This window comes from Salmonella sp. A1325 (assembly GCF_056991255.1).
In genome coordinates, this window is the sequence record NZ_JAMLWO010000001.1 from 294,292 (window position 1) to 312,108 (window position 17,817).

14 protein-coding genes are annotated in these 17,817 nt (G+C 50.1%); 8 read left to right on the top strand and 6 right to left on the bottom strand.

All coding sequences use genetic code 11. The annotated features are described in order from the left end of the window. The first annotated feature begins 264 nt into the window (after positions 1-264). From fdnG to fdnI, 3 genes are read left to right on the top strand one after another with little or no spacing between them, the layout of a single operon-like run. The gene (gene fdnG / locus NAZ64_RS01480; protein WP_077684034.1) at positions 265-3,312 is read left to right on the top strand and encodes a formate dehydrogenase-N subunit alpha; all 3,048 of its coding nucleotides are present in this window, start codon (positions 265-267) and stop codon (positions 3,310-3,312) included. Between the two features lie 13 nt (positions 3,313-3,325). After that, complete coding sequence (gene fdxH / locus NAZ64_RS01485; protein WP_000061599.1) at positions 3,326-4,210, top strand: formate dehydrogenase subunit beta; 885 nt, start codon at positions 3,326-3,328, stop codon at positions 4,208-4,210. Continuing rightward, a complete protein-coding gene (fdnI, locus tag NAZ64_RS01490; RefSeq protein WP_000045658.1) occupies positions 4,203-4,859 on the top strand; it encodes a formate dehydrogenase-N subunit gamma in 657 nt (218 codons plus the stop codon). Before fdxH ends, fdnI begins: the two co-directional genes overlap by 8 nt. Before the next feature lie 90 nt (positions 4,860-4,949). Here fdnI and adhP read toward each other — a convergent pair whose 3' ends face one another. The 4 genes from adhP to bdm form a co-directional block, all read right to left on the bottom strand. Beyond that, positions 4,950-5,960 carry an alcohol dehydrogenase AdhP gene (adhP, locus tag NAZ64_RS01495; RefSeq protein WP_000642447.1) on the bottom strand — a complete coding sequence of 337 codons (1,011 nt, stop codon included), beginning with the start codon at positions 5,958-5,960 and terminating at the stop codon, positions 4,950-4,952. A 281-nt stretch (positions 5,961-6,241) separates the two neighbouring features. Continuing rightward, complete coding sequence (locus NAZ64_RS01500) at positions 6,242-7,939, bottom strand: NAD-dependent malic enzyme (RefSeq protein ID WP_000450513.1); 1,698 nt, start codon at positions 7,937-7,939, stop codon at positions 6,242-6,244. 176 nt (positions 7,940-8,115) lie between these two features. Then, positions 8,116-8,259, bottom strand: coding sequence for a stationary-phase-induced ribosome-associated protein (gene sra / locus NAZ64_RS01505; protein WP_000841559.1), 144 nt, complete (start codon positions 8,257-8,259; stop codon positions 8,116-8,118). Positions 8,260-8,353: 94 nt separating this feature from the next. Then, positions 8,354-8,569: a biofilm-dependent modulation protein gene (gene bdm / locus NAZ64_RS01510; protein ID WP_000495700.1), complete on the bottom strand. Its 216-nt coding sequence runs from the start codon at positions 8,567-8,569 to the stop codon at positions 8,354-8,356. 511 nt (positions 8,570-9,080) lie between these two features. Here bdm and NAZ64_RS01515 point away from each other — a divergent pair. Further along, positions 9,081-9,512 (top strand): OsmC family protein, encoded by a 432-nt coding sequence (locus NAZ64_RS01515; RefSeq protein ID WP_023218048.1) that lies wholly within the window; start codon positions 9,081-9,083, stop codon positions 9,510-9,512. Positions 9,513-9,632: 120 nt separating this feature from the next. Here the strand turns inward: NAZ64_RS01515 and hlyE are convergent, their stop codons facing one another. Both hlyE and NAZ64_RS01525 read right to left on the bottom strand, forming a co-directional pair. Continuing rightward, positions 9,633-10,544, bottom strand: coding sequence for a hemolysin HlyE (gene hlyE / locus NAZ64_RS01520; protein ID WP_115400742.1), 912 nt, complete (start codon positions 10,542-10,544; stop codon positions 9,633-9,635). A 135-nt stretch (positions 10,545-10,679) separates the two neighbouring features. Continuing rightward, positions 10,680-11,315, bottom strand: a complete 636-nt coding sequence (locus NAZ64_RS01525; protein WP_061383158.1) for a hypothetical protein — start codon at positions 11,313-11,315, stop codon at positions 10,680-10,682. Positions 11,316-12,084: 769 nt separating this feature from the next. Here NAZ64_RS01525 and hdeB point away from each other — a divergent pair. From hdeB to treY, 4 genes are all read left to right on the top strand, one after another. Continuing rightward, entirely contained in the window at positions 12,085-12,414 is a 330-nt protein-coding gene (hdeB, locus tag NAZ64_RS01530; RefSeq protein ID WP_001032161.1) for an acid-activated periplasmic chaperone HdeB, read from the top strand. A 142-nt stretch (positions 12,415-12,556) separates the two neighbouring features. Next, positions 12,557-13,342 (top strand): OBAP family protein, encoded by a 786-nt coding sequence (locus NAZ64_RS01535; RefSeq protein ID WP_079944354.1) that lies wholly within the window; start codon positions 12,557-12,559, stop codon positions 13,340-13,342. A gap of 128 nt (positions 13,343-13,470) precedes the next feature. Next, positions 13,471-15,255, top strand: coding sequence for a malto-oligosyltrehalose trehalohydrolase (treZ, locus tag NAZ64_RS01540; RefSeq protein ID WP_220569894.1), 1,785 nt, complete (start codon positions 13,471-13,473; stop codon positions 15,253-15,255). Further along, positions 15,252-17,780, top strand: a complete 2,529-nt coding sequence (treY, locus tag NAZ64_RS01545) for a malto-oligosyltrehalose synthase (protein WP_220569895.1) — start codon at positions 15,252-15,254, stop codon at positions 17,778-17,780. Before treZ ends, treY begins: the two co-directional genes overlap by 4 nt. Positions 17,781-17,817: the final 37 nt, after the last annotated feature.

Below are 17,817 nucleotides of genomic sequence, written 5' to 3' on the forward strand. Positions count from 1 at the left end.
CCTGAATACCGCGCAAAATAAACTGCCACTTATAGCACTTTTTCCGGGGGCGATGCCATGCAGTGTCATTTTTTAGTACCTCCCTGGAGTTATTGCAGTTTAAAAATAGGGCTATTTAATAGCGGAACCGTTTCAATATTGATTTGACGCAAAAAAGTTATCGATTTTGCTGTTAGTTTCCTCGCGAAGTTATACACGCATCCTGGACTGAGGTTTTGCTGCAGGTCGAAGGAGGCGTGCATCCGTGGAAAAAAGAGGAAAGCAATGGACGTCAGCCGCAGACAATTTTTTAAAATCTGCGCGGGCGGTATGGCAGGAACAACGGTGGCCGCACTGGGTTTTACCCCTAAAATGGCCCTGGCTCAGGCGCGAAACTATAAGCTGTTGCGCGCAAAAGAGATCCGTAACTCCTGCACATACTGTTCCGTAGGTTGCGGGCTATTAATGTATAGCCTGGGAGATGGGGCAAAAAACGCGAAAGAAGCGATTTACCATATTGAAGGCGACCCGGATCATCCGGTAAGCCGTGGCGCGCTGTGCCCGAAAGGGGCCGGTTTGCTGGACTATGTTCACAGTGAAGATCGCCTACGCTATCCGGAATACCGCGCGCCGGGTTCCGACAAGTGGCAGCGCATTAGCTGGGATGACGCTTTCACTCGTATTGCTAAATTAATGAAAGCCGATCGTGACGCCAACTTTATTGAAAAGAATGAGCAGGGCGTCACGGTTAACCGCTGGCTCTCTACCGGGATGCTGTGCGCCTCGGCGGCCAGCAATGAAACGGGTATGCTGACGCAGAAGTTTGCGCGTTCTCTCGGTATGCTGGCGGTAGATAACCAGGCGCGCGTCTGACACGGACCAACGGTAGCAAGTCTTGCTCCAACATTTGGTCGCGGTGCGATGACCAACCACTGGGTGGATATTAAAAACGCCAACGTCGTGATGGTGATGGGCGGCAATGCCGCAGAAGCGCATCCGGTGGGTTTCCGCTGGGCGATGGAAGCGAAAAACAACAACGATGCGACGTTGATCGTCGTTGATCCACGCTTTACGCGTACGGCGTCGGTGGCGGATATCTATGCGCCAATACGTTCCGGTACAGACATTACCTTTCTGTCCGGCGTGTTGCTGTACCTGATCGAAAATAACAAAATCAACGCTGAATACGTTAAGCATTACACCAACGCCAGCCTGCTGGTGCGGGATGATTTTGCCTTTGATGACGGTCTTTTCAGCGGCTATGACGCCCAAAAGCGTCAGTACGATAAATCCTCCTGGAACTACCAGTTCGATGAAAACGGCTATGCCAAACGTGATGAAACGTTGACGCACCCACGCTGTGTGTGGAATCTGCTGAAGCAGCACGTTTCGCGCTATACGCCGGACGTCGTGGAAAACATCTGCGGTACGCCGAAAGCGGACTTCCTGAAGGTGTGTGAGGTGTTGGCCTCTACCAGCGTTCCGGATCGCACTACGACCTTCCTGTATGCGCTGGGCTGGACGCAACATACCGTCGGGGCGCAGAACATCCGTACCATGGCGATGATCCAGTTGCTGCTCGGCAATATGGGGATGGCTGGCGGCGGTGTGAACGCTTTGCGCGGCCACTCTAATATTCAAGGCTTAACGGATTTAGGACTGCTCTCCACCAGCCTGCCGGGTTATCTGACGCTGCCATCGGAAAAACAGGCCGATCTGCAAACTTATCTGGCCGCGAATACCCCCAAAGCGACGCTGGCCGATCAGGTCAACTACTGGGGTAATTATCCTAAGTTCTTCGTCAGCCTGATGAAATCTTTCTATGGCGATGCGGCGCAGAAAGAGAATGACTGGGGCTTTGCCTGGCTGCCTAAGTGGGATCAGTCCTATGACGTGATCAAATATTTCAACATGATGGATAGCGGGAAAGTCACCGGCTATTTCTGTCAGGGCTTTAACCCGGTGGCGTCCTTCCCGGACAAAAACAAAGTGGTGCAAAGCTTAAGCAAACTGAAGTATCTGGTCGTTATCGATCCGCTGGTGACTGAAACGTCGACGTTCTGGCAGAACCACGGCGAATCTAATGATGTCGATCCGACAACGATTCAGACCGAAGTCTTCCGTCTGCCGTCTACCTGTTTTGCGGAAGAGGATGGCTCTATCGCTAACTCCGGTCGCTGGTTACAGTGGCACTGGAAAGGTCAGGACGCGCCGGGCGAAGCGCGTAACGACGGCGAGATTCTGGCCGGTATTTACCATCGTCTGCGTGAAATGTATCGCGCAGAAGGCGGTAAAGGCGCCGAACCACTATTGAAGATGAGCTGGAACTACAAGCAGCCGGATGAACCGCATTCGGAAGAAGTGGCGAAAGAGAACAACGGCTATGCGCTGGAAGATCTCTATGACGCCAACGGTACACTGCTTGCCAGGAAAGGCCAGTTGTTGAGCAGTTTTGCATTACTGCGCGATGACGGTACGACATCCTCCTCCTGCTGGATTTATACCGGTAGCTGGACGGAGCAGGGCAACCAGATGTCCAGACGTGATAACGCCGACCCGTCAGGGCTTGGCAATACACTGGGTTGGGCGTGGGCGTGGCCGCTAAACCGTCGCGTATTGTATAACCGCGCTTCGGCGGACCCGCAGGGTAAACCGTGGGATCCAAAACGGATGCTGATCCAGTGGAACGGCGCGAAGTGGACAGGGAACGATATTCCGGACTTTAACAACGCGGCGCCGGGGAGCGGGACCAATCCGTTTATCATGCAGCCGGAAGGGCTGGGACGTCTGTTTGCTATTGATAAAATGGCAGAAGGACCGTTCCCTGAGCACTACGAGCCGATGGAAACGCCGCTGGGCACTAACCCGCTGCACCCGAATGTGGTCTCGAACCCGGCGGCGCGTCTGTATGAAGAAGATGCGCTGCGCATGGGTAAGAAGGAGCAGTTTCCGTACGTGGGCACGACTTACCGCCTCACAGAGCATTTCCATACCTGGACCAAACATGCGCTACTTAACGCTATCGCTCAGCCGGAACAGTTTGTGGAGATCAGTGAGACGCTGGCGGCAGCGAAAGGTATTGCTAACGGCGACTATGTGAAGGTGAGCAGTAAACGCGGGTTTATTCGCGCGGTCGCGGTGGTAACTCGTCGTCTTCGCACCCTGCATGTCAACGGTCAGCAGGTTGAAACGGTGGGGATCCCGATTCACTGGGGCTTTGAGGGTGTCGCGCGCAAAGGCTATATCGCCAATACTCTGACGCCAAATGTCGGTGATGCCAACTCGCAAACGCCGGAATACAAAGCGTTTTTAGTTAACATCGAGAAGGCGTAAGGGAGGCGAACATATGTCTATGGAAACGCAGGACATTATTAAACGGTCCGCAACAAACGCCATCACGCCGCCTCCGCAGGCGCGTGATTACAAAGCCGAAGTCGCGAAACTGATCGACGTCTCCTCCTGTGTCGGCTGTAAAGCCTGCCAGGTAGCCTGTTCTGAATGGAACGATATTCGCGATAACGTTGGTCATTGTGTCGGGGTGTACGATAACCCTGCCGATCTCAGCGCCAAGTCCTGGACGGTGATGCGCTTTACCGAAACCGAGCAGAACGGCAAGCTGGAGTGGCTGATTCGTAAAGATGGTTGTATGCACTGTGAAGATCCAGGCTGTCTTAAAGCCTGTCCATCTGCCGGGGCTATCATCCAGTACGCTAACGGGATTGTTGATTTTCAATCTGAACACTGTATCGGCTGTGGTTACTGTATCGCCGGGTGTCCATTTAATATTCCGCGCCTCAACAAAGAGGACAACCGCGTTTATAAATGTACGCTTTGCGTCGATCGCGTCAGCGTGGGCCAGGAACCGGCCTGCGTCAAAACTTGTCCGACCGGGGCTATTCATTTCGGCACCAAAAAAGAGATGCTGGAACTGGGTGAGCAACGCGTGGAGAAGTTAAAAGCGCGCGGCTTTGAACATGCCGGTATCTACAACCCGCAGGGCGTTGGCGGTACGCACGTCATGTATGTGCTGCACCATGCCAATCAGCCGGAGTTGTACCACGGCTTGCCGAAAGATCCGCAGATCGATACCTCAATCAATCTGTGGAAAGGGGCGCTAAAACCGCTGGCCGCAGCGGGCTTTATCGCCACTTTCGCCGGTCTGATTTACCACTACATCGGTATTGGCCCGAATAAAGAAACGGACGACGATGAGGAGGATCATCATGAGTAAGTCGAAAATGATTGTGCGCACGAAATTTGTCGACCGCGCCTGTCACTGGACGGTGGTGATCTGCTTCTTCCTGGTAGCGCTGTCGGGGATTTCGTTTTTCTTCCCGACGCTACAATGGTTGACGCAAACTTTCGGCACGCCGCAGATGGGACGTATTTTGCACCCGTTCTTCGGTATTGCCATCTTCATCGCGCTGATGTTTATGTTCGTGCGTTTCGTCCACCACAACATCCCGGATAAAAAAGACATTCCGTGGCTGAAAAATATTGTCGAAGTATTGAAAGGCAATGAGCATAAGGTGGCAGATGTCGGCAAATACAATGCCGGACAGAAGATGATGTTCTGGTCCATTATGAGCATGATTTTTGTGCTGCTGGTGACTGGCGTGATTATCTGGCGTCCGTATTTCGCGCAGTATTTCCCCATGCAGGTGGTGCGTTATAGCCTGTTAATTCATGCGGCGGCGGGCATTATTTTAATGCACGCGATCCTCATCCATATGTATATGGCGTTTTGGGTGAAAGGCTCGATTAAAGGCATGATCGAAGGGAAGGTCAGCCGTCGCTGGGCGAAGAAACATCATCCACGCTGGTATCGTGAAATCGAGAAGGCGGAAGCAAAAAAAGAGAGCGAAAAAGGTATTCAGTAATTCTTTCGCGATCTGATAAACAAGGCGCTATCCTCGTAGCGCCTTGTTTTCATCTGCTGTCTGTATACTCAGACGACCACAGCAAATCGTTTAACGACGGAAATCGATGACCATACGGCCACGAATTTGCCCTTGTTCCATCTCTTTAAAAATAACGTTGATATCTTCAAGCGGACGTAAAGCGACTTTTGGCACGACTTTTCCTTCCGCCGCGAACTGGAAGGCTTCGGTCAGATCCTGGCGTGTCCCCACCAACGAACCGACAACCTGAATGCCATCCAGCACCAGGCGAGGGATATCAAGGTTCATGGCTTCTGGCGGCAGCCCGACTGCCACCACGCGACCTCCGGCGCGAACGGCATCTACTGCGGAATTAAACGCCGCCTTAGCGACCGCGGTAACCACCGCTGCGTGCGCGCCACCGGTTTTTTCCTGCACAATTTTAGCCGCATCTTCCGTACGTGAATTAATGGTCAGATCTGCGCCCATTTCCTCGGCCAGTTTCAGCTGTCCATCATTGACATCAATGGCGATCACTTTCGCATTGAAAACGTTTTTCGCGTACTGCAAGGCCAGATTACCCAGACCGCCCAGACCGTAGATGGCAATCCACTGGCCAGGTTTAATATGAGAAATCTTCACCGCTTTATACGTGGTAACGCCCGCGCAGGTAATACTACTTGCCGCCGCAGAGTCCAGACCTTCCGGTACTTTCACCGCATAATCCGCGACGACAATACACTCTTCGGCCATGCCGCCATCTACCGTGTAACCGGCATTTTTCACGTTGCGGCATAAGGTTTCATTGCCCGTATTGCAATACTCACAGTGTCCGCATCCTTCATAAAACCACGCGACACTCGCGCGATCGCCGGGTTTCAGCGAGGTGACACCGGGACCGACTTCCGCCACGACGCCAATGCCTTCGTGTCCCAGAATGACGCCGGTTTTGTCACCGAAATCTCCGTTTTTCACGTGTAGATCGGTATGGCATACGCCGCAGCACTCCATTTTCAGCAAAGCTTCACCGTGGCGAAGGGGACGCAGCGTTTTCTCAGTAACATCAACCTGATGATCTTGTGTGACAACAGCAGCTTTCATAACCTTCTCCTTTTATTAATAGTGAACTGCATAGCAGGTAATAGCAGGTAAGGTGCTATTACCTCTTTAGGATTAATATTTCTGATGAGTTATGCAAGGCGGCAGAAATACAATGTAATAGTTTAGCCAGGATTATCCTGATAAATCCCCGTTCAATACATAAAGGTGGCTAATATTAGTAGCTTGACAAATAAGCAGGGAAAGGAATTCAGGTGTGTCGACAGACTCGCCAAAACTAAAGAAGAAAGTGATATCCGGCGGCATTCACCGCCGGGTACGTATTAAATGGAAGTCCGACGGTAGTCGCGGTATTCCGGTTTCCAGAAGTTATCGTCAATCGCCTGCTGCAGCGCTTCCGCAGAGGTTTTCACCGCTACGCCTTGTTGCTGCGCCATTTTGCCTACGGCAAAAGCGATAGCGCGCGACACGACCTGGATGTCTTTAAGCGCTGGCAACACTAATCCTTCGCCGTTATTGACCAGCGGAGAATGTTTCGCCAGCGTCTCACTGGCTGACATCAGCATTTCATCAGTAATGCGCGATGCGCCGGAAGCGATAACCCCCAGACCGATGCCGGGGAAAATATAGGCGTTATTACATTGTGCGATCGGATAAACCTTATCTTTCCAGATGACCGGCGAGAATGGACTGCCGGTTGCCACCAGCGCGTTGCCTTCCGTCCAGGCGATAATGTCCTGTGGCGTGGCCTCCACGCGAGAGGTGGGATTAGAGAGCGGCATGACGATCGGGCGAGGGCAATGCTTATGCATCTCGCGGATGATCTCTTCAGTAAAGAGCCCGGTCTGGCCGGAAACCCCGATCAGAATATCCGGCTTCACGTTACGCACCACATCCAGCAGCGACAGCACGTCATTTTCGGTATCCCAGTTCTGGAGATTGTCGCATTTCTGCACCAGTTTTGCCTGGAACGGCAATAAATTAGGCATCCGGTCCGTCAACAGGCCGAAGCGATCGACCATAAAAACGTTCTGTCGAGCGGCGTCTTCGCTTAAACCTTCACGCTGAGTCTGCGCGATGATTTGTTCAGCAATCCCACATCCGGCGGAACCCGCGCCGAGAAAAACGATTTTCTGCTCGCTAAGCTGACTGCCGGCAGCGCGGCTGGCGGCGATCAACGTACCAACGGTCACGGCTGCGGTGCCCTGAATATCATCGTTAAAGGAGCAAATCTCATCACGATAGCGCGTCAACAGCGGCATTGCGTTTTTCTGCGCGAAATCTTCAAACTGTAGCAGGATATCTGGCCAGCGCTGCTTAACGGCCTGAATAAACTCATCGACAAACGCATAATACTCATCGTCGGTAATGCGCGGATGACGCCAGCCCATGTAAAGCGGATCGTTGAGTAACTGTTGATTGTTGGTGCCGACATCCAGCACAACGGGAAGGGTATAGGCCGGACTAATGCCGCCGCAGGCGGTGTATAATGACAGCTTACCGATAGGGATCCCCATCCCGCCGATGCCCTGATCGCCAAGCCCCAGAATCCGCTCGCCATCCGTCACCACAATAACTTTAATGTTGTGGTTAGGCACATTCTGCAAAATGTCGTCCATATTGTGACGGTTCGGATAAGAGATAAATACGCCGCGCGCCCGGCGATAAATCTCAGAGAAGCGCTCACAGGCCGCGCCCACGGTCGGGGTATAGATAACCGGCATCATCTCTTCAAGATGGTTTTGCACCAGTCGATAAAAGAGCGTTTCGTTGGTATCCTGGATGTTACGCAGGTAAATATGCTTATCGATTTCTGTTTTAAACCCCTGATACTGGAGCCAGGCGCGTTCGGCCTGTTCTTCAATCGACTCGACGACCTCTGGCAGGAGCCCTGACAAATTGAAGTTGCGGCGCTCTTCTACGCTAAAAGCGCTGCCTTTGTTTAACAGGGGGAATTCCAGCAATACAGGGCCAGCGTAAGGGATATAAAGGGAACGTGCTTTCTTGGTTGTAGTTTCCATGTTACTCACTCTTTTTCGAATAACTGTCCCTGGCATCGTCGTTTATCATCATATATTGCCTTCCACCAGGGAACCGACCCTGAGTATAAAGCATTGTGAGACGTTAAGGTCATTCCTATAAACAAAAACACCATTGCATCTGCAATGGTGTTTAACGTCATTTCAGGACTGTACGATTACTTTTGGCTATCGGCGCGGCGCTTTCTGCCGGTTGGGTTATTCACCACGCTGCTGGTGTCGCCTTCAGTAACAACCTTACGCTGGTTGGAAATTCTGTAATCCAGTCCAAGTATATGACGAGCCTGACGGTTCGATTTCATGTTAACTCCTCAATCCTGTTGCTAGTTTTAAGGACAAATTCGCTTACGCGAAAGAAACGTAACCCCTAAGGTTGCCGATACAGCATAGCAGGTTTTACAGAGTCGGGTGCTGCCCGCTTACCACATAGTTGATGGTCTGCTGGTAGATGTCACTGAGGATGTCATTGTCGGAAGCCTCAACCCATTTGGTCAGCTCCATTAAAATATCATCTTCGGTGACAACGCCTAACTCCGCGCGTAATCCTTGCTCAATCGCGTTGACCAGGGCCGGTTGTGCTGCTGAGGTATTTGCTGAGTGATAAGTAAACATATAATGCCTCCGTGAACATGTATTTATTTAGTACGGCTCGCAGAAAATTAATTCGTATTCAGCATGGCAAATAATTTTGCGGCTGTGGTTAAGATTAGTCCTGGAGTTATTTTAACGCAAGGCGGAGCTCTAATTGCTTACCCCAGAAGAAAATATATTACGTTTGCCAATTACATATCCTCATACTAGTAGTGGTCAATTAATATACATTCAAAAGGCTACTTATTGCGATTTTTATCCTTTATTACAACGAGATAAGACAAATCTTAATTTGAATGAAAATATACATAATGGAATACTCCTCCGGAAGAAAAAGTAAGGATAAAAAGAAGGATATATTCTTTAAAGAAAGGGAGGCCTGTTGGTTTAATATTCATCACTGAAAAAGCATACAACTATTTTCTATATCTGAAGTGCGGGTAATCGACAACATGCTACCTCCATCGGCATGGACAACGCAGATTAGCAGCATGGTCTATACTTTATTTTTTGAGCCAACAGGAGAGCAAAAATGACAATCCATAAGAAAGGTCAGGCACACTGGGAAGGCGATATCAAACGAGGTAAAGGCACTGTATCAACAGAAAGCGGCGTGCTTAATCAACAACCGTATGGATTCAATACCCGGTTCGAAGGCGCGCAGGGAACCAACCCGGAAGAGTTAATTGGCGCCGCACATGCGGCCTGTTTCTCCATGGCGCTATCACTCATGCTGGGAGAGGCTGGATTTACGCCGACATCCATTGACACAACCGCTGACGTATCGCTTGATAAGGTGGATGCGGGCTTCGCCATTACCAAAATTGCGCTACAAAGCAAAGTTGCGGTAGCAGATATTGATGCTTCAACTTTCGATCAAATCATCCAGAAAGCAAAAGCCGGGTGCCCGGTATCGCAGGTTCTGAATGCGGAAATCACCCTCGACTACCAGCTTAACGCCTGATAACCTCGCCAGCCCGGTAACGACTCTTGTTTATCGGGCTGTTGAATATCGCTTTTTCTCCGTCTCTCATTTTCTTCACGCTATCGGGCGTTAAAAGTAAACAGAGCGAATGAAAATGTATCAGACGTCAGGAACCTCGAGAAGCGTCTTCTTACCGTGCCTTTGTTGGTATTCATTACAGGTGTTAATCATTTTCTTTGCAGCTCCTTTTAGTAAAGAAAGCATTAAATCATCATAATCAACGTAGAATCTGGTTGTTTCGGTTTCCGTTTTTATCTCCCCAATTGCTGCTATTTCAGTGGCTAATTTCAATTTTGCCGCATCGATATCTTTATTCGCTTGTTTCACTGTGGCTGATAAGCTAGTAAAGAAATTTTGCACTGCTTTTAGCCTGTCATTCAATTCTGGAATCAATTTCCCTTCAATCACGCCCGCAGCAATAGAATAGGAAATAATTAATCCAAACGGACCGGCGACTATGCCTGCTGCAGCACCGGCATAAGCTTCCTTACGAATTCTATCCACCTGTGACTGGAAATAACTACTTTTTTCCGAGAAATCATTAGTTAACTGGCTATCTAATGCCAGCAGTTTTCCTGAAGCGTTGTTGAAACTTTGTGAACTTCCCAGGAGAGATTTTTGCGCTTCATTCAGTTTATTGACGCCATCATCTAATATCCTGATGAGAATGTCTTTCTGCGCTGATGCTTTTTTCTCATTATATTCATCAAATAGTAAAATATACGCTGAGAGTAATTGCGTCACGACACCACACCATTCATAAACAGTTTGTGTCGCTTCAAAATACTTGTCCTGGCTGTCCATAAGCAAAACTTTAATATCACCAACTAAAACAGAAGCTTCCTGCGAGTACTCCTGTTTAAAACGGCTTAACTCTTTTATGGTTTCATCAAAAGTCTTCCAGGGGATGACCTGGTCGAGGTATTTGTTATAAAAATCTAATGCCCCATCTGCGGTTTCGATCGCGCTTTTAACTACCTCTACAGTTTGTTCTGCAAATATTCCAGTCATAATCATTTGCCTCTTTAAATATATAAATTGCAATTAAGCTATTGTTTTATAACTTATTCCTACCTATTACCTCCAGACAGCTTTTGTAGCTTAAGTTAGCATTCCAGAATGCTGGAAATACTGCCAACTTCCTGCTTATCTACGCTGGGTACGATTACTCTGCTGCATTTTCTCCAGAATACGACCAAAAGAAACTGTTTTGCTTCCTACTTTCACCATCCCATCTTCCGGTAAGTAGCTAAATTTAACGTACAGTATATTGTTGCTGGTTTTATCTTTTGGCTTCATAGCCAAAATGGCTTGCTGTAATGCTTTTAGGTCAGAGGGGATACCCACCGCATCGGTGATATCGGTACCGGGCACAAATTTCGATACCTGATCAACAGTTTGAGTCAATATATCCTGTAGCGGAAATAAGCCGGTAAAACGTTGTTTGGGTTTATATTTTGTCACTCCCATATAAATGTCAGGTAGACCTTTAATGTGGTTTTCAATGCTGCGAGTTTTATTTTGCAACATAAATTCGCTAATCTCTACCGGAGAGCCGATCAATACCAGCGGTTTCACTCCTGCACCTTTTTCGGAAAAGAGATAGTTGTTATTGCTGCTTTTTACTGCTTTCTGCAACTCGCCACGATCCATGATTAAGCTGTAATATTTACCCTCTTTCACAACAGGTTTGGGTTCACGCCACATATTGATATCGCCAGCTTGTGCCATACTGGATACCATCATGTAACCGAAAAACGCCAATGTTACGGATAGTTTCATTAACTTTACCTTTTTAATTAGCCAAAAAAATAGCACTCGTAAAAAGTATAAAGCCGTGGTTGCAACAAAACTTAAACGTCGCTCACTTCACCGATAAGCATTTATTTATCTTAATAATGTAAATTACCCTTCCAATAATGCCTGAATTATTACCCTTTGGATTCAACTGCTTGCAGTTATAGTGCTAAATAACAATAAATCTACTGGAAGTATACAGTTCGTGTACGAAAGGTATTTTTATGATTACGGAAACCTGAAATTGTCCGACTATCTGTAAATGCTATGAAATTGCATTGTAGATCCGATTGCGCCCGGTGTTGATGACTACCGGGGCAATAGTGTTTGGTTTAGTCCTGATAGGATTCGCCAGCGGCGTAAACGCCGCAAGCCGTTTTGGCCAGGGTTGGTGGTTGCCTCCGGAATGCTGACAGGCAATCTGTTTTACGATGTTTGTTCTGCCCACCGTTTGTGTCTGGCTGGCGCGCGATCGCGACGGCATGTCAGAGCGAAGTTCTCTTTCATCAGCTCAACGTAGTGCATACCACATCAGTGGCTATTGTCGTGGTCTACTTTTTCGCCTTAAAATCTGCTCGCCATGTTGCTTTATTCATCAAACATCAAAATCAGTCAACGTAAATATCAATAATAGCCAAATCACGGAGGGTGATCTTTATTCCTGAGAGAGGAGGGGTATTATTTTCTGCGTTCTACATTAACGGGTTAACGCGCAGATGTAGAGGTTATTTATATAATTATTGGAGTAACAACAATGAATAAATTCTCCCTTGCTACAGCAGGTATTATCGTGGCAGCGCTGGTAACCAGTGTTAGCGTGAATGCGGCAACAGATACTACTAAAACAAACGTTACGCCTAAAGGTATGAGCTGCCAGGAGTTTGTTGACCTCAATCCGCAGACGATGGCGCCAGTCGCTTTCTGGGTGCTGAATGAAGATGAAGATTTTAAAGGCGGGGACTACGTTGATTTCCAGGAAACTGAGACGACAGCAGTGCCGCTAGCCGTTGAGCTTTGTAAGAAAAACCCGCAGAGTGAATTAAGCAAAATAAAAGACGAAATCAAGAAAGAACTCTCAAAATAAGAGTAAACTGATATCAAAACCCGGCCTGTGTGTCGGGTTTTACTATTTGTGACACCGTCACAAATAACATCTTCCATTTCTTCTACCAATCACGTGGTATTGCACTATTTTCATTAGAGCCCTTTCACTATATGGAGACCTAATGAAAATTTTACCGCTGGCACTCTTTATCATTTCTTTTCTGGCCGGATGTGGCGCCAATAATACGCCGCCGCAAACGCCTATTCCTGGGGAAAAAACCTCTGCCAAATTACGTACCCTGGAAACAGGCGCGGCGGCTATTCAATCCAGACCACCTGTCGATGCCATCAGTACCTACCTTGATGGGTTCCATTTTTATAGCGGTGATAAAAACGGACAGATGGAAGCGCACCATTACGTTACCGTCCTGAACGAAGATGTCATGCAGGCGGTGATTTACGACGGCAATACGAAAAACGCGCGCCTGATGGGGGTGGAGTACATTATCAGCGAACGTTTATTTAAAACGCTTCCTCCCGAGGAGAAAAAACTGTGGCACAGCCACCAGTACGAGGTGAAATCCGGTAGCCTGGTGGCGCCTGGCTTACCGCAGGTCGCTGATAAGGCGTTGATGAGTAAGATTGTTAATACTTATGGCAAGACCTGGCACACCTGGCATACCGATCGGGATAAAACCCTGCCAATGGGTATCCCTGCGCTGATGATGGGCTTTACTGGCGACGGGCAGCTTGACCCCGCGCTGCTGGCCGATCGGGATCGCCGTCTGGGAATTGATACCCAAGCCATTAAACGCGAGCGGCAGGATCTGCCTGAGCATCCCGTTATCAAGGGGGCTAACGCCTGGGAGCAGGGAGAGGTTATCCAGCTACAGCGTGTTCAGGGCGCTGGCGAACACGGGCGAGGCGATACCGCGCACTTCGGTACATCTGAGCAATCCCGACAATAATTCCACGCTTTTACACGCAGATACGAAAAAGAATGCCTGTTAAGTGACAGTGTCACGTAAAGATTAGCCCCATAGTCTATGCTTGTTCTTCGGATGCTGTAGAGGTTATGGGTTAAACGGAGCGACAAATGAGTTCAAAAATTTTTTGCAAAAGCTGGGGGGCTGAATATATCGCCGCTGATGTTGTCCGCTTTCGTCTTTGGGCCACCGGTCAGCAAAAGGTTATGCTCAGGCTTGCGGGTAAAGACCAGGAAATGCAGGCGAGCGGTGACGGCTGGTTTACGCTGGACGTCTCCGGGGTGAGGCCAGGTACGGAGTATAACTTTGTACTCAGCGATGGCATGGTGGTCCCCGATCCGGCTTCCCGCGCCCAAAAAACTGACGTCAACGGCCCGTCATATGTGGTTGATCCAGGCAGCTACGCGTGGCGCAACACCGGGTGGAAAGGTAGCCGTTGGGAGCGGGCCGTGGTGTACGAGATGCATACAGGCACGTTCACTCCGGAAGGCACCTTCCGCGCCGCAATAGCGAAGCTGCCTTATCTCGCTGAACTCGGCGTTACCGTTATTGAAGTGATGCCCGTTGCGCAATTTGGCGGCGAGCGCGGCTGGGGCTATGACGGCGTACTGCTTTACGCGCCGCATTCTGCCTATGGGACGCCGGATGATTTCAAAGCGTTTATTGACGCCGCGCATGGGTATGGTCTTTCCGTCGTCCTGGATATTGTGCTGAACCATTTCGGCCCGGAGGGAAATTATTTACCGCTATTGGCGCCGGCGTTTTTCCACAAAGAGCGCATGACACCGTGGGGAAATGGTATCGCCTATGATGTCGACGCCGTGCGGCGCTATATCATCGAGGCGCCGTTATACTGGCTGACAGAATACCATCTCGACGGCTTACGCTTTGACGCTATCGATCAGATTGAGGACAGTAGCGCCAGGCATGTGCTGGTTGAAATCGCACAACGTATTCGGGAAGACATTACCGACAGACCCATTCATCTGACCACCGAAGATAGCCGCAATATTATTTCTCTGCATCCCCGAGATCAGGATGGCAATGCGCCGCTGTTTACCGCCGAATGGAATGACGATTTTCATAATGCCGTCCACGTTTTTGCGACCGGAGAGACCCAGGCCTACTACAACGATTTTGCTGATGCCCCGGAAAAACACCTCGCAAGGGCGCTGGCCGAAGGATTCGCTTATCAGGGAGAAATTTCACCACAAACCGGCGAACCTCGCGGCGTAAAAAGTACCGGACAACCCCCGGTCACCTTTGTGGATTTTATTCAGAACCACGATCAGGTCGGTAACCGCGCCCAGGGCGACAGACTGATAACCCTGGCGGGCGCTGAACGAACAAAAGTATTGCTCGCCACGTTGCTGCTTTCACCGCATATTCCGCTGCTTTTTATGGGCGAAGAGTATGGCGAAAGCCGTCCTTTTCTTTTTTTTACCGATTTCCATGGGGATTTAGCCCGCGCCGTTCGTGAAGGTCGCGCAAAAGAGTTTGCCGATCATGCAGGGGAAAATGTTCCGGACCCGAATGCGCCAGAGACCTTTCAACGCTCAAAACTTAACTGGAAGCAACAGCACAGTGAAGAGGGTAAAGCGTGGCTGGCGTTTACCCGCGAACTACTGCTTTTGCGCCAGAAGCATATCGTGCCGCTGTTGTCCGCTGCCCGTGAGAGCTCAGGAACGGTATTGCAAACCGCGCCCGGGTTTATTGCCGTTAGCTGGCGTTTTCCGGGAGGAACACTGTCACTGGCGCTGAATATTAGCGCCACGACGGTATTGCTGCCCGATTTACCAGGTAAGACTCTCTTCGCCTGGCCGAATGAATCCACCGGGTCGCTTTCCCAACATTCTCTTATTGTCCGCTTAGCCCAGGGAGAGTCTGCATCATGATCCCAACTGCAACGTATCGCCTTCAGTTTCGCAATGGCATGACCTTCGATCGCGCTGCGGCGCTGGTGCCTTACCTTAAAAATCTGGGTATCAGCCATCTTTATGCCTCACCCATCTTTACCGCCACCAAAGCGTCAACGCATGGTTATGATGTCACCGATGCGAATGAGATTGAGCCTTCTATTGGCGGGCGTGAAGGATTTGAAAGACTGGTGGCTGAACTTAAAGCGCAAGGTCTGGGATTGATCATCGATATTGTGCCTAATCACATGGCCAGCTCGCTGGAAAACGCCTGGTGGCGCGACGTGCTTGAATATGGCAAGGAGAGCCGTTACGCGCGCCATTTCGATATTGACTGGTCGCGCCGACTGACGCTGCCTTTTTTAGGCGACACGTTTGATGCCGTGCTGGAAAACGGAGAAATTGCGATCAAGCCCGATCCCGCTACGGGTAAACCCACGTTCGCCTATTATGATAACTATTATCCGCTTGCGCCGGCGACGTGGCAGGGGCGCGAGGCCGAAATACTGGCGCTTACCGATAAAGCCGCTATTGCTGATTTGCATGAGCGCCAGCCGTGGAAATTAATGTCCTGGCGCGATGCCGCTCGCTCGCTTTCATATCGGCGTTTCTTTGAGGTCACAGGGCTGGTAGGAATGCGGGTGGAAGATAAAACCGTCTTCGACGATACACATCGGCTGATTCTGGAGCTGGTCAGAACGGGGGCGGTTGACGGTTTACGTATCGATCATATCGACGGCCTTGCCGATCCGAAAGCCTATCTTACGCGTTTACGTCAGGAAGTGGGGCCGGCGTGCTATATCACCGTGGAAAAAATTCTCGCTAAAGGCGAGCAACTTCCTGATGACTGGCCGGTTTCTGGCACCACAGGCTATGAATTCATCGCCTCGCTGGCGGAGGTGCTGGTTGACGATGAGCAGATAGACAATCTGCGCCAGGCTTACGAGACCGTTAAAGGCGCGCCAGTGGATATGCGGGCGGAATTACGGGCAGCTAAATTGCTGATGGTCGATCGCAATTTCGAGGGGGAATTTACCCGGCTGCTCGCGCTTGCGCTGTCGATTGCCAGCGAGCTACAGATCGCACAGGAAGAGAGCGTCGTTCGGCAGGCGTTACGCGAGTTATTAATTGCCTTTCCCGTATATCGCACTTACGGCACAGCAGAAGGGCTACCGCCGACCGATATTTGTCTGTTACACCGTATTGTGGAACGGGTAAAGACGCTTGAAAATCCTCCGCAGCCAGAAGCGCTTACATTTCTGAGCCACCTTCTTACCGGCGATGTTCCCGCCTCCAGCCAGGAGGAGGCGACACAGTTTCGCGTTCGGTTCCAACAACTCACCGGTCCGCTGATGGCGAAATCGGTAGAGGATACGCTTTTCTTTCGTCAAAACATGGGACTGGCGTTAAATGAAGTCGGCGCCGAGCCCGTCACGCATCACTTCTCCATTGAGCGCTTTCACCATGAGATGAAAACTCGACAGGCGCGACAGCCTGATGCGTTATCCGGTACGTCGACCCACGATACCAAGCGAGGCGAGGATGCGCGAGCACGGTTGTATACGCTTACCGAAGCGCCGGAACAGTGGAGCGAATGCCTTGCCCGCTGGCGGCAGATGAACCAGACCCATGTCAAATTTTTGAATGATGGCACTGCGCCAAAATCGGCGGATACGTGGATGTTATATCAGGCGCTGACCGGCGTCTGGCCCCCGATGCTACAACCACAGGACGAAACAGGTTTAAACGCGCTGAAAACACGCTTTGAAGCTTTTGTGGAGAAAGCGCTACGCGAAGCGAAGCTACGTACCGATTGGGTGGACAGTAATGAGGCTTACGAAACGGCAATGCTTGATTACGCCCGTTATTTACTGGCGCCGGATAATCAGACATTTTTGCAGGATTTTTATCGTTCCTTGCAACCCTTCATCCGCGCAGGGCTGGTTAACAGCCTGACGCAGACCGTTATCAAATTAACCGCGCCGGGAGTACCTGATATCTATCAGGGGAGCGAGGCGTTGAATTTTAGCCTTGTCGATCCCGACAACCGCCGCGAGCCGGATTTCGCCACGCTGGCGCAGCAGTTAGACCAGCTAACGCCGGGAGTTTTCTCGCGCGAAGAGAGTTGGCTGAACGGGCAGGTGAATCAGTATGTCACAGCCGCATTACTGCGTCTGCGTCAGCAGAATCATGAGCTCTTCCGTTTTGGCGACTATATACCGCTGCGGGCTGTTGGTCAGCGTGCCGACAAGGTCATCGCTTACGCCAGAGTCAATCATGATGATGCGCTGATTGTTGTTGCGCCCCGACTGGTGTTCGCCGAATGTGACGGCTTATTGTCACAATCGCATAGCGGTTTCTGGGCAGGAACCGACATTATTATACCCGGACAGCTTAATCAGCATCGTTATCGCAATGTGCTTACCCAGGAGAGGTTAATGCCTGGTGAACACCTGTCGTTGGCCTCACATCAGGGCGGCGTACTGGTTTTAATGAGCGACTGAGTTTATGTGTTGATGTGCCGTGACAGGACAACGTTTA